We start from the raw sequence: 18,704 nt of genomic DNA on the forward strand, positions 1-18,704 counted from the left end.
AAATAAAAAATTATTCACTCATTAAATCCGTAGGAAACATTTTTACATAACCCTTCCTGGTATTACGGCATCTAATATTCCAATAACTATTGCTGCCAAAATAGCTCCTACTATAGTAACTCTCATATATGGAACTAAAAATTGAGTTAAATATAATATTACAGCTGCAATTACAAAACCTTTTACTCCCTTCCCAAAAGGAGACGCATCTATATTCATAAATCTTTCCACTAAATAATCTATTAAACTTATTACAACTGCTGCAGCTACATATGACCATAATCCTGATATCTTAAAACCAGGTGTTAAAAATGAAGTTATTGCCAGTACAACCACCGTTAAAACAAATCTTAATATATAACCTCCCCATGTAGATCTTTCAGGTTGCTTATTTGTATCACCCATGGAAGTCACTCCTTTTTCAATAAAATATTTATTCACTTATATTTTTGCCTAAAACATAAAAAATATTTAAAAATAAAAAATTTTTTAAATACAAGTTATAACTATTTTATTTTTAGATAAAACTAAATTTAAAATGAATATTGACAAAATTTAAGAAAAAAGGTATAAGTAATATTGTCTATATAGTAAATACTTATAAATTACTAAAAAGGAGTGTAACAATGAAAACATTTCAAACTCTTATTGATGAAACTTTACAAGCTAAAGATTTAGATGAGTTAGAATCTGCTGCAGATCTATTTCAATTTGGTATAGAAAAAGGATATTATAATCAAAAACAGTCAAATGAATTTAACACTACATACTGGAAAATAAAGAATAAATATTTGGCTTATGAAATTGCAAATGAGATAAAATACAGTAAACTGGACATTTTAACTATAGTTATTAATGCACCAGTGAACATAAAGGACAATAAGTCAGAACTTTTAAGCTATGTAAATGGCCGTATAAAGGCACTTAGAGGCAAAATATCTGGGATTAAATAGTGTAAAAGCCAGATGAAACTATCATCTGGCTTTTACCTATACTCAATATCTTATTTTAAGCCCTGTTCATAGGCCTGAATCATCTTTTTAACCATATTTCCACCTACGGAACCTGCTTCTCTAGAGGTAAGATCTCCATTATAACCTTCTTTTAAATTTACTCCTACTTCTCTAGCTGATTCCATTTTAAATTTATCTAAAGCCTCTTTAGCTTGTGGAACTAAGACTCTGTTTCCTCTACTGTTTGCCATAATTGTTCCCCTCCTCATTTTTAAATTATTTGTTTTGTATTACACTATCAGTTTGCTCTATATAAAAATTATTACTCTATAAAATTAAATGAAAATATACTATATTATAGGGTATCTAGAAACTTTTATAAGCGAAAATTTTTCTTTACTATACTGTGAAAAGCCTTAAATTTAAAGCTTATTGAAACTTTTCATGATTAAAGTAGTATAATAAATATAAGTTAATTTTAAAAGTAGGTGATTTTGTTGTATAAAAAAGGAGACTTTCACTTACATACTACTTCCTCTGATGGTAACTTATTTCCATCAAAACTAGTATGCATGGCAAAACGAGAAGGTGTTGATATTATTTCAATAACAGACCATGATACCTTATCTGGTATAGATGAAGCTTTAAATGAAGGAGAAAAAATAGGTATCAAAGTTATTCCTGGAATAGAACTATCTACCTTGTATGAAAATAAAAGCGTTCATATACTAGGGTATTTTAAAGATATTTCTCATATATCTCCAAAGTTTATAAACTTCTTAAAAGAAATGAACTTATACAGAATAAACAGAGCAAAAAAAATAGTAAATAATTTATATAAATTTTTCAATATAAAACTTGATTTTGAAAGCATATTAAAGATAGCTAATGGAGTTGTAGCAAGACCCCATATAGCAAAAGCCATAATAAATGCAGGTTATAATTACAGTTTTGATTACATATTTTCAAATTTTATTGGAGATTCCAGTCCTGCCTATGTTCCAAATAAAAAACTTTCTACAATAGAAGGAATAAAAATGCTATCGTCTTTAAATGCTATGGTTGTACTTGCTCACCCTGTACTTGTAAAAGATATAAATATAGAAGATTTAATGAAACTTCCTTTTCACGGTATAGAAGCTATTTATCCTGCTAATAAAGGTTGTGATACAGAAAAATTTATAAAATATGCTAAAAAGTATAAAAAAATCATAACTGCAGGATCTGATTTCCATTCTACAAACAAAAAAAGTTTAAAACACGGTCATTCTATAGGTGAAGTTTATTTAAGTGAAAATCAAATAAATGATTTTTTAAGCAAACTTAAAAGTTTATAATTGGCAATAGACAGTTGAAGCCTTTCACTATCAATTATAAACTGTTTTAGAACATGATTAGTGTTAAAATGGCTTATGTACTAATTAATTAGTACATAAGCTCCTCCACAGATTATTTCTTATATCTCTTTTAGAAATGCAACGTATCCTTTTACAGCTTCATATATATCTGCTTTACTTGCTACTTCCCAAGGTGCATGCATATTGTGAAGTGCTATTCCACAATCTATAACTTGCATATTGTACTCTGCCAGTATATAAGCTATAGTTCCACCACCGCCCTGGTCTACCTTACCAAGTTCCGCGGTTTGCCAGGATACATCGTTTTTATCCATTATATTTCTTATTTCAGCTATATATTCTGGATTCGCATCATTACAACCTGACTTTCCTCTTGCACCAGTATATTTATTAAATACTACTCCCTTTCCGAAATATGCTGCATTATTTTTATCCATTACAGAAGGATAATTTGGATCAAAGGCAGCGCTTACGTCAGAAGACAGCATTTTCGAATTCGTTAAAGCCCTTCTAAGTTTTAAATCGCTGTATTCTTCGCATAGTGACATTACTTCAGCTACTGTATTTTCAAAAAACCTTGATTGCATTCCTGTAGCTCCTACGCTTCCTATTTCTTCTTTATCTACTAAAAGAGTAACACAGGTCTTGTTTGGATTTTCTATTTTCATCATGGCATCAAAAGAAGTATAAGCACATATTTTATCATCATGGCCATAAGCCATAACCATACTGCTGTCAAGTCCAAAATCTCTGGCAGGCCCTGCTGGAACTACTTCTACTTCTGCAGATACAAAATCCTCTTCTTCTATTCCATATTTGTCGTTTAAAATTCTCAATATGTTCTTTTTTACTCTATTTTTAGCTTCTTTGTCCTCTATTGGAATACTTCCAATTAGAACATTTAAATCTTCTCCTTCTACAACTTTGTTTCCTTTTTTATCCATTTGATCTCCTGCAAGATGTACAAGTAAGTCAGATACTCCAACTACAGGATCTCCATCCTCTTCTCCTATTACTATTTCTACCTTGGTTCCATCTTTTTTTATAACTACACCATGAATGGCAAGTGGAAGGGTAACCCACTGATATTTCTTTATACCTCCATAATAATGGGTATCAAACAGCGCAAGGTCAGCATCCTCATAAAGAGGGTTTTGCTTTAAATCAAGTCGTGGAGAGTCTATATGAGCTCCAAGTATCCTCATCCCTTTTTCCATATTCTCCGTACCTATTACAAAAAGAGCTAAATTTTTATTTTTATTATTAGCATAAACCTTATCTCCTACTTTTAAAGTAGATTTTGCATTCATTATATCCTCTATATTTTTATATCCGTTTTTTTCAGCTCTCAATATAAATTCTTTTACACATTCTCTCTCTGTCTTGCATTTAGACATAAATTTTTCATACTCATCTGAAATTTTAAAGAGTATTTTAAAATCTTTTTTTGAATATTTGTCCCATGCATATTTATATTCCTTAGTTAAATTTTTTGACATTTTATCTCTCCTCTTCTATATTAATGTTATTGTATTAGCAAATAAATGTTACGTTTCACTTTATTAACAATTATATTCTATCACAAAATACACCAATACATTAATATTTATATTTTCTGAGGTGTTAGTCTAAAAAGATCATCAATTAAAAGGACTAACACATACCAATTAACTCAACTTTCACATATATAAAACTTTGATTTAATATAAAAAAATTGCAAAGCAAAGATTCGTAAGTTAAGAATTAATAATGAAAAATATTGTTTCGCAAAGTTTTTAAACTCCGAAAATTAAGTAACTAATTAGTAGGCAGCCCATTGCAACTTTATATTAAAACCACTTTTTCCTCTTAAATATACATATAAGAATGACTGCCACAAGAAACATAATTATTACTACATAGTGGCATCCATTTTCTATCTCCATAAATGGTATTCCTTTTAGATTCATACCATAGATACTACTTATGAGATCTAATGGTAAGAATATACTAGCTATTACAGTAAAAACTTTCATAACTTCATTGGTTTTATTTGCAGTTTCAGATTCAAAAGCTTCCCTCACTAAAGCCAGATCTTGAACTAAACTTTCAACAGAAAACATAAGTTTTTCTATTTTTCTATTTAAATTGCTAAAGTATTCTAAGATATCTTTTTCTATTACCAGATTGTCATTCATAACCAAGCTATCTCCTATGTATATAAGTGGATTCAAATATTTTCTTACTTTATAAACCTGTCTTCTCAAGGTTATCAAACCATCTATCTGATCATGTTTTGGATTTTTTAAAACATCTATTTCAATTTTATCTGCTTTAACCTCTAATGCAGATATTATATCATAGTTTTTTATAACTATTCTGTCTAAAATATAGTAAAGTAATATAGATGCCCTCGGATTGTCCTTTAGTAAAAAGCAATTTTTGGAGTCATCCATATCTTGTATTAAATCATCTAATATATCAATTTTATCTTTGTATACAGTTATTATATAATTTCTACTTAAAAATACATTCAATTCTTTAGGAATTACTATTTCTTCTACATAATTGAGTATATTAAGTATTATAAAAAGATACCCATTGAAAAAGTTTATTTTTGATACTTGTGAAAAACTTTTACATTCCTCTATACTATCTCTATCTATGTCTACAAAATCCTTTAACTTTTCAATTTCATCTGCATGAAGTAATATCCAATAATGTCTGCTTATAAAATCAATTTTTTCCGTAACTTCTTTAAAGCCATTATCTATATCAAGTATTTTCATAAAAAACACCACCAATGTAAACATAAAAATAAGTTCATCCTTATTAGTGTGTTAATTTTAATTAGAAATAATTCATTACTTGACAGATATAATTTTATGACAAAAAATATAGTATAAACAGAGTTCTTGGCATCAGATAAAAATACTATAGTGCCAAAGTTAAACGAAATAAAAAAAGTATTGTCCATAAACCCTCTCAGCAACATAAAGGACGCAATACTTTTAATATCTATCTATGAATATTTTAATCAGAAATTATACCATCTATAAACATATCATGTTCTTCCATGGGGACTTCATCTAGTATCTGAAACCTATATGCAAGGGCAATTTTTTTGGAGTTCTCTCTAAGCTTTTTAAAAAACCTATCGTAATATCCTCCTCCATATCCAACTCTCCCACCTCTTTTATCAAAGGCTACTCCTGGAATATAACACAAATCTATAGAGTATTCTTCTACTTTAGATTTTGTATCTTCTGGTTCCAATATACCATATGCCCCACTTTTTAATTCACTAAAATCATGTATTCTAACTGCAACCATTCCATCCTCTTTAGATATAACTTTAGGAACACAAACATTTTTTTCCTGCTCAAGTGCCTTTTTTATGATTCTATGAGTGTCTACTTCACTTCCGTAACTTACAAATATAAATATACTGTTAGCCTTATTATATTCTTCACTCTCTATAACTTTTTGAAGTACACTGTTGTCCAATTTTTCTTTTTGCAAATTAGATAATTTATTTCTCTCTTCTTTCATTTTCTTTCTTATAATACTCTTATCCATTTTTCTTTCTCGCCACCTCATTTATTCTTTCACTTATTACATCTACAGGAGTTACATTTGATATAAGACTGTATCTGTAATTTGCTGCAGCGGCCTCTATTATGACTGCCAGATTTCTTCCTGGCCTAATTGGAATTTTTAATTTTCTTACAGGTACATTTAATATATTTAAATACTCTTTGTCTATTCCAAGTCTATCATAATTTTCATCTTCTTTCCACTGCTCCAGATATATTATCATGTTAATATCCTTTGACTTAAGTACAGAACTCAACCCATAAAGGGCAGGTATATCAATTATCCCCATTCCTCTAACTTCTATCATTCCTGAAGTAATATACGGCGATGTTCCATGAAGTACCCCATCTATTTGCTTTATATCTACTGCATCATCTGCAACTAAACGATGCCCCCTTTTTATAAGTTCAAGTGCAGTCTCACTTTTTCCTATACCACTTTCTCCAGTTATAAGTATTCCAATACCATAAACATCTACAAGGACACCATGTATCCTTGTTTCAGGTGCTAATTTATCATCTAAATAATTCATAACCTTATTTATAAACCTTGTAGATATATTATCAGTTCTTAGTATCCACCTTTTATTCAAGATAGCACTCTCTAAGAACTCCTTATGAGGTACCAAATTTCTAGTTATTATGGTACATGGATTGTCAAATTCAAAATATTTTCCCAGCCTTTTTTTCCTAAGTTCAGGCTGCATAGCATCTAAAAAACTCCATTCCGCCTTGCCTACTATCTGAACTCTCTCATTAGCATAATAATTATAAAACCCACTAAATTGAAGCCCAGGTCTATTTATATCACTTTCCTTTATTTCATTTACATTTTCTCCTCTATTTATAACTTCCAAATTCAAATCATTTATAATATCTACTACTGTTACTGGCATTTTCTCACCTCTTAATTGAGTTCATCTTCATCAGATTTTGGTTGTATAGCTCCAAGCTGAGCTTTTAAATTTTTCCTTATATTGTTTATATACTTCTCTCTAAGCCTTCTCTGTTCCTCTTTTTCATCTTCTGTAAGTTGTGAAGTTTTACTCTTTTTATAAAGAAAATTTATTCTTTCAGTTAATTTGTCCATTCTATAGCTGCACTCCTAACTTTATAATTTATCTGATGGCTACCTACTGTAACACTCCCACGCACTCTGTGAAAGCGACTATCACCAAATCAAAGATTTGAGATATCTGCTTTTCTATCAAAGCGGGAGCTAACAGTAGCTACGCCCCTAGATAATTCATCTAAACTTAGTGGGAGAAACAAATTTCCACTAAGTAAGATTCATTGATGCACTTATTCAGTTTTATTTTCCACAAATTACTCCATATTGTCAACTATTTTATAATAGTTAAAATAGTAAGTTTATAAATATGCTAAAAACTTTTAGACATTATTTTGATTTGTAAAATTTATCCATGGTGATTCATATCAGTATATGAAGACATTTTTTTCTTTTTTCCACATTTTCTCCACAGAATAATCCACACCTTATCTACAGAAGTTATGTTTATTTTTGTAATATACTGCAAATTGGTGACTAATAAAAGATATGGTTATTTTCTTATTATCTGGTAAAATATAAGAGTACAAAGTTTCTTGTGGAGGAATGATAATGAATGATAATTTGAGAATTTTAGATGTTGAAATAAACAATCTAAAGGAAACTTTATATCTATTAATGAAAACTAGTAGTCTTACGGACGAAATTGTTGTAAAGTGCAGTGAAAAATTGGACAGGCTAATTCTACAATACCAAAAGGAAAATAAATTTAGTTAATTTATTTTAGCTGAATTTTATTTTTTCTTTCTATTTTCTTCTTTTCAAATTTATTCTTCTCAATAGACTTAAAATCATTACATTCATTTGAATTTTAAGTTATAGATATTTGAACCATATATGTAAAATTAAAATAGAATAATGCTTAAAATAAATTCTAAAAATAACATTGAACTTAAATTTGCATTTTACCAAAAGTTAAATTAGGGAGGTAACTTAAATGGACGTTAGTGTAATAGGTGTACCTATCTTTTTTGGTTCTGACAAAAAAGGTACAGAATACGGTCCTAAAAAGTTAAGGCAAAAAAATATAATAGATATTTTAAATAAAAGTGGCCATACGACTTATGATGCTGGAGATATCCATGTTTTAAATATACCTGAAGATGAGAAATATACATTTAATTCTCATATGAAGTATTTAAAACCAATACTAGATGCAAATAAGAATTTAGCTCATCAAGTTTACAGTTCACTATGTGCCCATAGTTTTCCCTTGACCATAGGCGGTGATCATTCTATAGGTCTTGGAAGTCTTTCAGGTACAAGCAAATACAATGAAAATATTGCAGTTATATGGCTAGATGCCCATGGGGATATAAATACAGATAAAACTTCCCCTTCAGGTAATGTACATGGAATGCCCCTTTCAGCTGCTATGGGATTTGGGTATGATAAACTTTCTAATCTCTATTATAAAGGTCCTAAAGTAAAGCCAGAAAATGTATTTATACTAGGTGCTAGGTCTTTAGATGAAGGTGAGCAGAATCTTTTAAAAGAGCAAAATATAAGTGTATACTCCACCGATGACATTCATGTAATGGGTATAAAAAATATAATGGATAAAATTTATTTAAAATTAAAAAGAAATAAAATACAATCTCTTCACTTGAGTTTCGATATAGACGTTTTAAATCCTCAATTAGTCCCTGGAACAGGTACCCCAGTTAAAAAAGGCATAAACGTTACAGAAGTTAAATATATATTAAAATATTTAATGGAAACCGGACTTGTAAAATCCATGGATATGGTGGAGTTAAACCCTAAATTGGATCGAGATGATAAAACTTCTAACTTATGTATAGATTTGCTTTCCTGGACTTTTCAGCATTTAAAATAAGGAAGGGACATATGCCCTTCCTTATTTTAAAGTAAATTTAAAAATTCATTTATAAACTCGTCTGCTTCTTTTAGCTTTTCTTCATTAGGTACAAATTTGAATCTAAAGCCGCTAGCTACTTTAAATTTCAATGACTTTAATCTCTCTGTGAGCATAGGCACACCTTCACCGCTCCATCCATAAGAACCAAATGCACCAGCTGCCTTTCCTCTATTTGTTATAGCACATACAAGTGAGAGCATATCCCATGCAGGTTTCACTGCATCTTGGTTTATAGTAGGTGAGCCCACTAATATACCTGAAGCTCCTTCAATGAGAGAAATAGCCTCTTCCATAGGAATAGAAGTTATTTCATGTGCCTCTGCCTTTATTCCTCTTGAATTAATTACATTTTCTATATATTTAGCAACTTTTTCTGTATTTCCATAAGCTGATATATAAAATATTTGAACATTTTTTTCTTTAGATTCTGTAAGAGCCCACTTCCTATAGGATTCAATAGATTTCTTTATGTCATCTATATGAACAGGTCCATGACTTGGACCTATCATATCAAAATCTAAATTCTTAATTTTATCAAGACCCATAAGTACAAATTTTTTAAATGGTCCCATTATTACATCAAAATAATATTTCATCTCATAATCATAATCAGCTGAATTGTCAGTAATTGAACCTTTAGGGCAATAGTGACATCCTAGAAAATCACAGGTAAATAATACTTTTTTACTTTGTATATAAGTAAACATCGTATCAGGCCAGTGTAAATTTGGTGACTTTATAAACTGCAAATTGGTATTTCCAAGACTCAATTCATTTGGGGCTTCCATACTCTTAAATTCTTTATTTGTTATATCCTTTAAATACATCAAAGCTGCTTTAGTACCTATTACAACAGCTTCAGGATATAAGTCAATGAGTTTTGCAAGTGATCCACTATGATCAAGTTCTGTATGCTGTACTATTATGTAGTCAATATTTCTTTTACCTATTATACCTTTTATATTTGATATATATTCTTCAAAAAAACCATTTTTATCCTTTACAGTATCTATTACTGCTACTTTTTCATCGTCAATTAAATAAGAATTATAAGTACTTCCTTCTTTAGTATTCATTATTATGTCAAAGATTTTTAGTTCAGGATCTTTTACACCAATCCAATAAATATTTTCTTTTAATTTTACATTTTCCATAGCAATTCACCATCCTATTTTTTTAATATGAATACATTTATATTTTATCTAACTATTGATATTTTATCACATAATTTGAAAAATGTAAAACTAAATATTTGGTAATAATAATTATTTTTTAATTATATTTTATACATGACATTATATCTACAAAATTAACCTCATAGCTAAATATTTTCAATAAGTTTAGACTTTTCACCTGAATAAAATATATATTCCATATGAAGTGCCCTTGTAAGAACTACATATAATATCTTTCTATCAAGTTCATTTTCACCATAATTGTCTTCACTGCAATTGTAAATTACACTACAGTCAAACTCCAATCCCTTTGTCATATAAGATGGAATTATTATGTTTTCAAAACTTAAATTATTGTCATTTTCCCTTACCAGACTCCAACTATAAGAACTGTACTTTTTTAAATACTCTCTGATTTTCTTACACTGATCATAGGTTTTGCCTATGACAGCTATGCTTTTCTTACCTGCACTGTAAACTTCCTCTACAATCATATCTAAAACATCACCAAATTCTCTATTGTTTTTAAATTCTATTACTTGTGGTACTTTACCATGTCTAAGTACTGGTACTGCAGGTTTTAGATTGTTTTCCTGAAGCTTAAGAACCTTATTTGCAAATTTTATTATTTCCATTGTAGAACGATAACTGTGTTCAAGTTGAGTATATTTTGCATTAGAATCAAATACATCTTCTATTAAATCTTTCCAACTAGCTATTCCTTTATAATAGTATATACCCTGTCCCAAATCTCCAACTATAGTCATGGAATCATTTATGCTAATTTCTTTTAAAATGATCATCTGAAAAGCACTATAATCCTGCGCCTCATCCACTACAATGTGCTTGTATTTGAACTTTTTAGAAACTCCTTCTATTTTAAATTTCAAATAACAAAGAGGAGCCAAATCATCACTATCTATTACTTTTTTTTCTCTATTTTCCTTTACCTCCTCTTTTATATTATTCCATATGTTCTCTGAAATATTTCCCTTTATAATTCTGTCAAATACTTCTTTGTCATTTAAAAACTCTTCATAAAGATTTTCTGTATTAATCTCACTCCATCTATTGAAATAGCATTCAAACGCCTGTATTGCCCTATTTTTAGTGTCTTTCTTCTTTTTATCTCTTTCATTGTATACGCTTGTGAGTGTCTTTCTTCTATCTGGACCATCCTCCATGCTTTTCTTCAGCCTTGCAATCATATATTCATAATAAAAGTCTATTTTGTCCATTATTTTATTTATTTTATCATCTATTTTTAGCAAAAAATATCTCTTTATCTCATGCTTTCTATTATTTATAGGCAGATGTTTCATATCACTTGAATACAATCTGCATATTTCTTCTTTATTAAACAGGATATAATTATCTATCTTTATATCATCAATATTTACATCTCTTTCTTCTACATATTCTATATATCTATCAATTAAATTTTTATATAAAATGCTTCCCCTAACGCGACTGGATTCAAGTGTGTTTTCTACATCACTGTATTTTTTATTTTCTATTATGCTGGACAGTTTTTTATCTTTGGTATATACTTTGCTTTTTAAATTCAAAATCTGGCAACACATTTTTTCAAAAGTTACCTGTTTGACTTTTTCTATGCCTAAATTTGGGAGCACATCTGAAATATAGTTCAAAAACAATTTATTAGGGGCTACAACTACAATATCTTCCCCCTGAATTTTACCTTTATATCTATAAAGTAGGTAGGCAAGTCTATGAAGTGCTACTGTAGTTTTTCCAGAACCTGCAGATCCTTGAACTACAAGTGAAATATTTTTTTCAGTTCTTATTATATTATTTTGTTCCTTTTGTATGGTAGCAACTACATCCTTAAGTTTGCTATTTGCACTTTGTTCCAAATTTATTTTTAAAAATTCATCTACCAGGACATTTTCATTTTCATCTGCGGACTGGAGTATTATTTCATTTATTCCTTCATCAAAAGCATCTTTCAATTTTCCATCTTCAATCAAGAATTTTCTCTTTAAATTAAGTTCTCCATTTATTATACCTTGAGGAGATCTATAAAAAGTTTCTCCTGAAACTCCACTATAATAAAGATCTGCTAGAGGAGCTCTCCAGTCAATTACCTTTTCATCTCCCTTTTCCATATCTCCAAGTCCAAATTTACCTATATAGAAAGTCTCTTCTTCTCCCTTGTATTCTCTAAAATCAACTCTTCCAAAATAAGGCTTATTCTTACTTTCCATATATTTTTCAAGATTCTTATGAGTTATATTATATAGCTTTTCTTTTGTTTCTAATTCTTCATTATATTTACCTCTAGATTGTTTTCTAAGTCCATCTATAATTATTTTTAGCTTTTCATCTTCCGAATTTACGTTTTTAATCTGAGCATCTATCCAATTCAAGGTTTCTTCTAAATGTTCTTTTTCATTTTCCATATCCATAACATTTATAGCCATATCTTTTACCTCCCGTATACTATAGAAGTTTATAGTTTTTACAATAAATATACAAGTACAAAAATAAATTTTATATTTAATAACGCTGTATGTCAAGATAAGAAGACCTTACTTCATGCTTTATCCAAAACCTTACTTTATTGATTGTTTAAACAAATAACTGTATAATTTAAATATACTTACTTAGAGGAGGTAATACATTTGGCCGTAAGAGAAATATTGAAGTTTGGTGATAAATTACTTAGAAAAGTCAGCAGGAAAGTGAAAAATATAGATGAAGAAACTTTAGGCATTGTACAAGATTTAAAAGATACTTTATATGCTAGTTCTGGAGTTGGATTATCTGCTCCACAGATAGGTATTCTTAAGAGAATAATATTTATTGATTTGAGAAAAGAAAATGCCAATCCTGTAATCTTAATAAACCCTAAAATAGTAAAAAAAATGGGTAGAAATGAAGGCCCAGAAGGCTGTCTAAGTTATAATGGATATGAGGGTATTGTAGTTAGGCCTAAAAGAGTAATTGTAGTAGGTGAAGATATAAATGGAAATGAAGTTAGATACAATGCAGAAGGACTATTTGCTAGGGCTTTTTGTCATGAAATAGATCATCTAGATGGGATTTTATATACAGATAAGGCAAAGAAAATATACAAAGTAGATGAGTTCTAATTGAACTAACTATATTAGTAAAAAATTTCAAGAAATCTAAATTCTTCTGAAAACTTGTACCCCAAACAGTTCAAAAGGGTGAAATCCGAGATACATATAAAAACCGGTAACTTGATAGTATAAATTTATATCAAGCTATCGGTTGTATAATTTTTCAAGATCATTGTTTAAAATCCATATTAGATTTTTTAAAATCATTTAATTATAGTTTCTCTGTGCAAATCGCATGATTAAGTAACATACCAAATCCAATAAACACCATAACCATACTTACCATAACTGCATATGGTCTCCAAAGCCCCATATCAAAACAAAATCCAGACACCTCACGTATCACCTGTGATGATGCCATAGGAAATGCATTTAATATAAATTGAGAAAATTCCCACGGTACCTTAATGAATAAAGCTATGATGATATAGAAAATATTTATTGCAATTCCTATTGCTCCCGCCAAACTTGTATTTGCTGTTCTGTAGGATATCCACCCCATAACAGTTGTTAAAGCCAGTACTCCTAAAAGTTCACTTATAAGCATCAAAAGCATTCCATCTCCTAATGTAAAATTACCTATAGAAAATAATGCAAATACTTTCAAACTACTTTTCAAAGTCTGAAATCCTGTAACGGAACCTAGAATTAGCACTGTACTAAGTGTTGCTACTAATGTTAACAATAGACCATATATCATAATTGGCAAAAGACGAAGCGCCATCATTTTTTTTCCTAGTTTTGTTGCATAAATAATTTCCATACTACCATCTTCCATACTATCAGAATAGGTAGCTGCTGCAAAAAATGTAACCATAAAGATAATTATTAGATAAGGAAACTTAAGATTATCAATTCCCAAATTCCAAAAATAACATCCAGGATACTTAACAAAAGGTGTTTTTACCTTGTTTAATTCCTTAAGTGCCTTTTTCTGATCCTTTTGAGGGATTTTTTCTATAAGTGCAATTGATTTTTTTCTCCAGCATCCATAAAAATTCTTGGCATAAGCATCAGGGTAATCTTGAATTCTTTTTTCACAGTACAGCATTCCAGGGTAAACTTCCACTAAACCCTGTATAAAAGTTACAAGCGGTTGATACTTTATTTCCTCTGATTTTTGATCTCTCACATTTTTTAGTCCCAGCCATAATTTGTCTTCGGTCATTTCACCAGAATACACAGCCTCCTCTTTCATCACTTCAGGTAGATTTTTCTCTCCTCCTATCAACGCCACACTTAATCCAGCGGTCAAAAGGAATATTCCTATTATTGAAAAAAGTACATGCCTTGTAAAAAGTCGTCGCTTTAATTCTTGATATATCACCTCTTTACCTCCTTCTATAGTTTAATGCTGTGAATACTGTACTAAGTAAAAATGTAATTCCACTCACTATAAGTAAAATTGACGGCATCCAGAAAACTTTTCCCAAAATTGTTGTCATAGGAAATTTCCCTAATTCTACAAATTCTGGATATAAAAATACTACTCCTCCTGGTAACAATATCTTAATTGCATCCATAATAGGAGCGTTTATATTGATAAATATACCGAAAATAAAAGCCCCTAATATTGTCAATACACAAAGCTCAATGGCTCTTGATGATTTTTGGGCTTTAGACGAAATCCATGTAGCAAAGCTTGCTATAGTTAAAATTCCTACTGCTCCAAAAATAAATAATTTTTTAATTAATTCTCCTTCATTGTAGGGAAAAAAACTTTTGCCCGAAACCTGTATTGATGTATTTAAAGCATCATGAGGCAATGAATTTCTAAGAAGTATAACATAAACACCTACTCCACAAAGATAAATAATAAATGCCATAATCCATGGTATAACAATCTTTGCTGTAGTAAGACTTTTTCTACCTTTCATTGTAGCTTTTATAATTTCATCCATTCCATTTTCTTTATCTCTTGCTATAATAGGACCTGCAAAAATTCCCACCATAACCATAAGCACAAATGAAAAAATCATCATGTGTTCAATTCCATCATCCCATTCTTTAAATCCACTGTAATAAATATAAGGTTTTTTCACATTATCCCAGGTTGACAGAGCTAATGTCTTTTCACTTTGATTATGTGCATTTTTATCAATATAATTGCGATAATATAAATCTTCATTTTCATAAAAATGCTTTCCCTCATCCTTAGGAATATGCAAAAGATCCTTTGTAGATTCTCCTCTCATGTTTCTAAGTCTTAACTCCTGCATAACCAAGATATCAGCATAAACAGCATGATTCAATAAATCTTTGCTCATCACAATGTCACTATCTTTCTCACCCTTTAATGAGTGAAGTAACGCATCACAGCCTCTTTGAAATTTATCTTCAGTCATTTCTCCTGCAGTAACGTTTCTATCCTTAGCTGCTGCTTCTATTGCCGATTTGCCTTTATATCCTTTGTAACATCCTGTCTGCATAAAATCTTCAGTGGCTCCCCCTACAATAAACCACGCCCATAATCCTGCCAGCGTAATTGAAATTAAAATATATATCAGTAGTCTTTTAAGGCTAAGCTGTCTTTTTAACTCTTGAAAAAACACATCCATTTTTATACCTCCTTCACTTTTGAAAGATAAAAATCATTAAGAGAAGGTGAAACCAATTTACTATTTGGCAAGGGAACATCGGCAATATAACGAATTGTAACCTGTCCCTTATCTTCATTTCTAAAATTCATAATCCTATATTCTTTTTCTACCTCTCCCATATCTCTTTCTGAAACAACTGTTTCAAATACATTGCCAGCAAGTGTTTCAATTAAAGAACGATTTTCTCCCTCTGCGATTACTTTACCTTTTTCCATGAGTACAAGATAATTAGCAATAAATTCAATATCTGAAACAATATGCGTAGACAAAATAACAATTTTTTCTTTACTTATTGTGGTTAAATATTGACGAAATTTTCTTCTCTCTTCTATATCTAAACCAGCAGTAGGTTCATCTACTATTAAAATATCAGGATTATTTAACATGGCTTGACATATTCCAACTCTACGCTTCATACCTCCTGAGAGCTTATCCAACTTTTTCTTTCTAACTTCCAATAAATTAAATTGATTTAATAATTCATCGATTCTCTCATTTCTTAACTTTTTATTAATACCTTTTAAAACTCCAATATAATGAAGAAAATCTTCCACTGACTGATTTTTATCATATCCAAATTGCTGAGGCAAATATCCTATTTTATCTAGATATGTAGCCTTAAGTTCATTAATATTTACATCATTAAGCATTATTTTTCCACTAGTTGGCTTTATATTTCCAACCAACATTCTCATTAATGTAGTTTTTCCTGCACCATTTGGTCCCAAAAGTCCCCAAATTCCTGGAGTAAATTCAAGATTCATATTACAGGCAGCTTTTAAATCTTTAAATTCCTTAGAAAGATCGTAAATTGTTAACTTCATGTTTCTTCCTCCTCAAAATTTATCCAATGACTACCTGCTCTAATACTCCCACGCACTCTGTAAAAGCGACTATCACCAAATCAAAGATTTGGGATATCTGCTTTTCTCCAAGTGGGAGCAAAGAGCAGCTACGTCCCTGGATAAGTTCTTCTAAGACTCAGATGAAGAAAGGTATTCCTCATAAGCAAACTCCACCTGAGTCTAAGAATTACTTAATAAATATGCATTATGAAATAACCTCTTAGTTCATCTCTAAGAAGGTTATATAATAAAAAACCTTTCTTTTACCCTAAGTATACCTAAGATAAAAGAAAGGTTTATTCATAAATTATTTAGCAATTATAAAGATTTTATTAAGGAATATATATAAATTCCTTATGCATTAGGTAGAGTGATAGTAAATGTAGTATGTCCACTCTCACTTTCTGCCTCTATTGATCCCTTATGTCTTTCTATAATTTCTCTTGCAATAGCAAGCCCCAGTCCTGCTCCAGATGATTGACTTCTTGACTGATCTCTTCTATAAAACTTTTCAAATATAAGTTTTAATTCCTGCTTACTTATTACATCGCCATCATTTTCTACAAATAACTGTGTACTGCATTTTCCAACTTTCCCATTTATTTTTATAATAGAATCCTTGTGACTATATGCTATAGCATTCTTTAATAAGTTGTTAAGCACCCTGGCAAATAGCGACCCGTCAACGTAAAGCTTCATATTAGGAGGAAGATTTATATCAAATTTTAAGTCTTTATCACGAAGCATAGGATATAATTCTTCAGTCAACTGTTCTAAAAGAAAATCCGCATCTAATAAACTTTTATTCAAAGGAATTTCCTGAAGATTAAAGCGAGTAATATCAAAAAACTGATTTGTTAAATCTTCTAATCTATAGGCTTTTTTCAAAAGTTTTTTAATATAGTCCCTGCGCACGTCCTCTGGTATTTCGGATTCATCTAAAATTGTGAGATACCCAATGATGCTTGTAAGTGGAGTCTTTAAGTCATGTGCTAAATAGGTTACAAGGTCATTTTTTTTGCTCATCTCTAGTGAGATTTCCTGCTTTACAAGGTCATTCTCATGCATAAGATTACTTATTTCTGAATCAATGATTTTTAATTCCTGAAACTTTTGTGGAACTTCTGCCTTTATTAATAAAGATATACGTTGTTCTATTTCAGCTATTGTCATTTTTCTCTCTCTATTCTTTGAATACTTTGATGTAAAATAAACAACAATTTCTAAAAGAAGGAAACCAAAAACAGCTATAAATGTTAATATATCTTTAAGCCGCGGCCAATAGAAAATACCTTTGGAGCGCTCTATTCCCAAAAATAATACCTTTTCTCTGTCAAATAATATTTCATTTTGAAAATATTCTGCTACTAACCCTTCAAATTCTAAATCAATGAGGAACAATAATATTATAAACATGAAAAAAGCTAAAATATAATAATTCCATTTCCATTTTCTACGCTTCAATTATATATCCCACCCCCCAAACAGTTTTAATATATTGAGGATGTTCAAAAGGGTCCTCCATTTTTTCTCTTAAGTTTCGAATGTGAACTGTTATTGTATTTGTAGATTTTGAATAATACTCATTTTTCCATAACAAATGAAGCAATTTTTCTCCACTTAAGACTTGTCCTTTATTTAATAATAATGTTTCAAGAAGCTTAAATTCTGTAGGTGTTAGTTTTAGCTCCATGCCATTTAGATTAACATGTCTACTTTTTGTATCTAAGATTAAACCTTTATAATATATAGTGCTATCTTCCTTTGTGTCTTCTCCATATTCCTTGTATCGTCTAAGCTGAGCTTTAATCCTTGCCATAACTTCCAAAGGATTAAAAGGCTTAGTTATATAATCATCCGCACCATAAGTAAGTCCTATTATTTTATCTTGATCTGCTGTCTTTGCAGTAATCATTATTATAGGATACTTATATTTTGTGCGTATACTTTTGCAAATGTTTAACCCATTTATATCTGGCAGCATTAAATCCAAAATAACTAAATCTGGCTTTTTATCTTCAAGAATTTCAAAAGCTCGCTTGCCATTTTCAGCTTCCCATATTTCGAAGGATTCAGCTTTTAAATATATTTTTAATATATCTCGAATGTCTTCATCATCTTCCACAATCAAAATTTTCTCCAT

The 18,704-nt window shown here is 29.9% G+C and carries 19 protein-coding genes; 5 read left to right on the forward strand and 14 right to left on the reverse strand.

Annotated features, from left to right (window positions below; translation table 11 throughout):
- Positions 1–42: 42 nt before the first annotated feature.
- Positions 43–405 (reverse strand): phage holin family protein, encoded by a 363-nt coding sequence (locus DMR38_RS11230; RefSeq protein ID WP_127721407.1) that lies wholly within the window; start codon positions 403–405, stop codon positions 43–45.
- A gap of 221 nt (positions 406–626) precedes the next feature.
- On the opposite strand from DMR38_RS11230, the gene DMR38_RS11235 reads away from it, so the two are divergent.
- A complete protein-coding gene (locus tag DMR38_RS11235) occupies positions 627–953 on the forward strand; it encodes a hypothetical protein (protein ID WP_127721408.1) in 327 nt (108 codons plus the stop codon).
- 50 nt (positions 954–1,003) lie between these two features.
- Here the strand turns inward: DMR38_RS11235 and DMR38_RS11240 are convergent, their stop codons facing one another.
- The gene (locus tag DMR38_RS11240; RefSeq protein WP_127721409.1) at positions 1,004–1,204 is read right to left on the reverse strand and encodes an alpha/beta-type small acid-soluble spore protein; all 201 of its coding nucleotides are present in this window, start codon (positions 1,202–1,204) and stop codon (positions 1,004–1,006) included.
- Positions 1,205–1,450: 246 nt separating this feature from the next.
- Here DMR38_RS11240 and DMR38_RS11245 point away from each other — a divergent pair, with 246 nt between their 5' ends.
- Complete coding sequence (locus DMR38_RS11245; RefSeq protein WP_127721410.1) at positions 1,451–2,290, forward strand: PHP domain-containing protein; 840 nt, start codon at positions 1,451–1,453, stop codon at positions 2,288–2,290.
- Between the two features lie 119 nt (positions 2,291–2,409).
- Here the strand turns inward: DMR38_RS11245 and DMR38_RS11250 are convergent, their stop codons facing one another.
- The 5 genes from DMR38_RS11250 to DMR38_RS11270 form a co-directional block, all read right to left on the reverse strand.
- Positions 2,410–3,810, reverse strand: coding sequence for an aminopeptidase (locus DMR38_RS11250; protein ID WP_127721411.1), 1,401 nt, complete (start codon positions 3,808–3,810; stop codon positions 2,410–2,412).
- Positions 3,811–4,140: 330 nt separating this feature from the next.
- Positions 4,141–5,079 carry a magnesium transporter CorA family protein gene (locus DMR38_RS11255; protein WP_127721412.1) on the reverse strand — a complete coding sequence of 313 codons (939 nt, stop codon included), beginning with the start codon at positions 5,077–5,079 and terminating at the stop codon, positions 4,141–4,143.
- 244 nt (positions 5,080–5,323) lie between these two features.
- Entirely contained in the window at positions 5,324–5,869 is a 546-nt protein-coding gene (locus DMR38_RS11260; RefSeq protein ID WP_127721413.1) for a 5-formyltetrahydrofolate cyclo-ligase, read from the reverse strand.
- Positions 5,862–6,782, reverse strand: coding sequence for an HPr(Ser) kinase/phosphatase (gene hprK, locus DMR38_RS11265; protein ID WP_127721414.1), 921 nt, complete (start codon positions 6,780–6,782; stop codon positions 5,862–5,864). Before hprK ends, DMR38_RS11260 begins: the two co-directional genes overlap by 8 nt.
- An 11-nt stretch (positions 6,783–6,793) precedes the next feature.
- Entirely contained in the window at positions 6,794–6,976 is a 183-nt protein-coding gene (locus tag DMR38_RS11270; RefSeq protein WP_127721415.1) for a DUF896 domain-containing protein, read from the reverse strand.
- A 531-nt stretch (positions 6,977–7,507) separates the two neighbouring features.
- Between DMR38_RS11270 and DMR38_RS11275 the strand changes: the two genes are divergently transcribed.
- Positions 7,508–7,672, forward strand: coding sequence for an aspartyl-phosphate phosphatase Spo0E family protein (locus DMR38_RS11275; protein WP_023161755.1), 165 nt, complete (start codon positions 7,508–7,510; stop codon positions 7,670–7,672).
- 220 nt (positions 7,673–7,892) lie between these two features.
- Entirely contained in the window at positions 7,893–8,792 is a 900-nt protein-coding gene (gene rocF / locus DMR38_RS11280) for an arginase (protein WP_127721416.1), read from the forward strand.
- 26 nt (positions 8,793–8,818) lie between these two features.
- On the opposite strand, the gene DMR38_RS11285 is transcribed toward rocF, so the two are convergent.
- Both DMR38_RS11285 and helD read right to left on the reverse strand, forming a co-directional pair.
- Positions 8,819–9,988, reverse strand: coding sequence for an FprA family A-type flavoprotein (locus DMR38_RS11285; RefSeq protein WP_127721417.1), 1,170 nt, complete (start codon positions 9,986–9,988; stop codon positions 8,819–8,821).
- 167 nt (positions 9,989–10,155) lie between these two features.
- Positions 10,156–12,453, reverse strand: a complete 2,298-nt coding sequence (gene helD, locus DMR38_RS11290; protein WP_127721418.1) for an RNA polymerase recycling motor HelD — start codon at positions 12,451–12,453, stop codon at positions 10,156–10,158.
- A gap of 201 nt (positions 12,454–12,654) precedes the next feature.
- Between helD and def the strand changes: the two genes are divergently transcribed.
- Positions 12,655–13,125 carry a peptide deformylase gene (gene def / locus DMR38_RS11295; RefSeq protein WP_127721419.1) on the forward strand — a complete coding sequence of 157 codons (471 nt, stop codon included), beginning with the start codon at positions 12,655–12,657 and terminating at the stop codon, positions 13,123–13,125.
- A 202-nt stretch (positions 13,126–13,327) separates the two neighbouring features.
- Here the strand turns inward: def and DMR38_RS11300 are convergent, their stop codons facing one another.
- The 5 genes from DMR38_RS11300 to DMR38_RS11320 all read right to left on the reverse strand — a co-directional run bounded on the left by DMR38_RS11300 (position 13,328) and on the right by DMR38_RS11320 (position 18,704).
- Positions 13,328–14,443, reverse strand: a complete 1,116-nt coding sequence (locus DMR38_RS11300; RefSeq protein WP_127721420.1) for a hypothetical protein — start codon at positions 14,441–14,443, stop codon at positions 13,328–13,330.
- 4 nt (positions 14,444–14,447) lie between these two features.
- On the reverse strand, positions 14,448–15,674 hold the full coding sequence (locus DMR38_RS11305) for an ABC transporter permease subunit (RefSeq protein WP_127721421.1): 1,227 nt from the start codon (positions 15,672–15,674) through the stop codon (positions 14,448–14,450).
- A gap of 2 nt (positions 15,675–15,676) precedes the next feature.
- The gene (locus tag DMR38_RS11310; RefSeq protein WP_127721422.1) at positions 15,677–16,540 is read right to left on the reverse strand and encodes an ATP-binding cassette domain-containing protein; all 864 of its coding nucleotides are present in this window, start codon (positions 16,538–16,540) and stop codon (positions 15,677–15,679) included.
- 375 nt (positions 16,541–16,915) lie between these two features.
- Complete coding sequence (locus tag DMR38_RS11315) at positions 16,916–18,025, reverse strand: HAMP domain-containing sensor histidine kinase (RefSeq protein ID WP_127721423.1); 1,110 nt, start codon at positions 18,023–18,025, stop codon at positions 16,916–16,918.
- The gene (locus tag DMR38_RS11320; RefSeq protein WP_127721424.1) at positions 18,015–18,704 is read right to left on the reverse strand and encodes a response regulator transcription factor; all 690 of its coding nucleotides are present in this window, start codon (positions 18,702–18,704) and stop codon (positions 18,015–18,017) included. Before DMR38_RS11320 ends, DMR38_RS11315 begins: the two co-directional genes overlap by 11 nt.

The sequence above is a fragment of the Clostridium sp. AWRP genome, from assembly GCF_004006395.2.
GTDB lineage: Bacteria > Bacillota > Clostridia > Clostridiales > Clostridiaceae > Clostridium_B.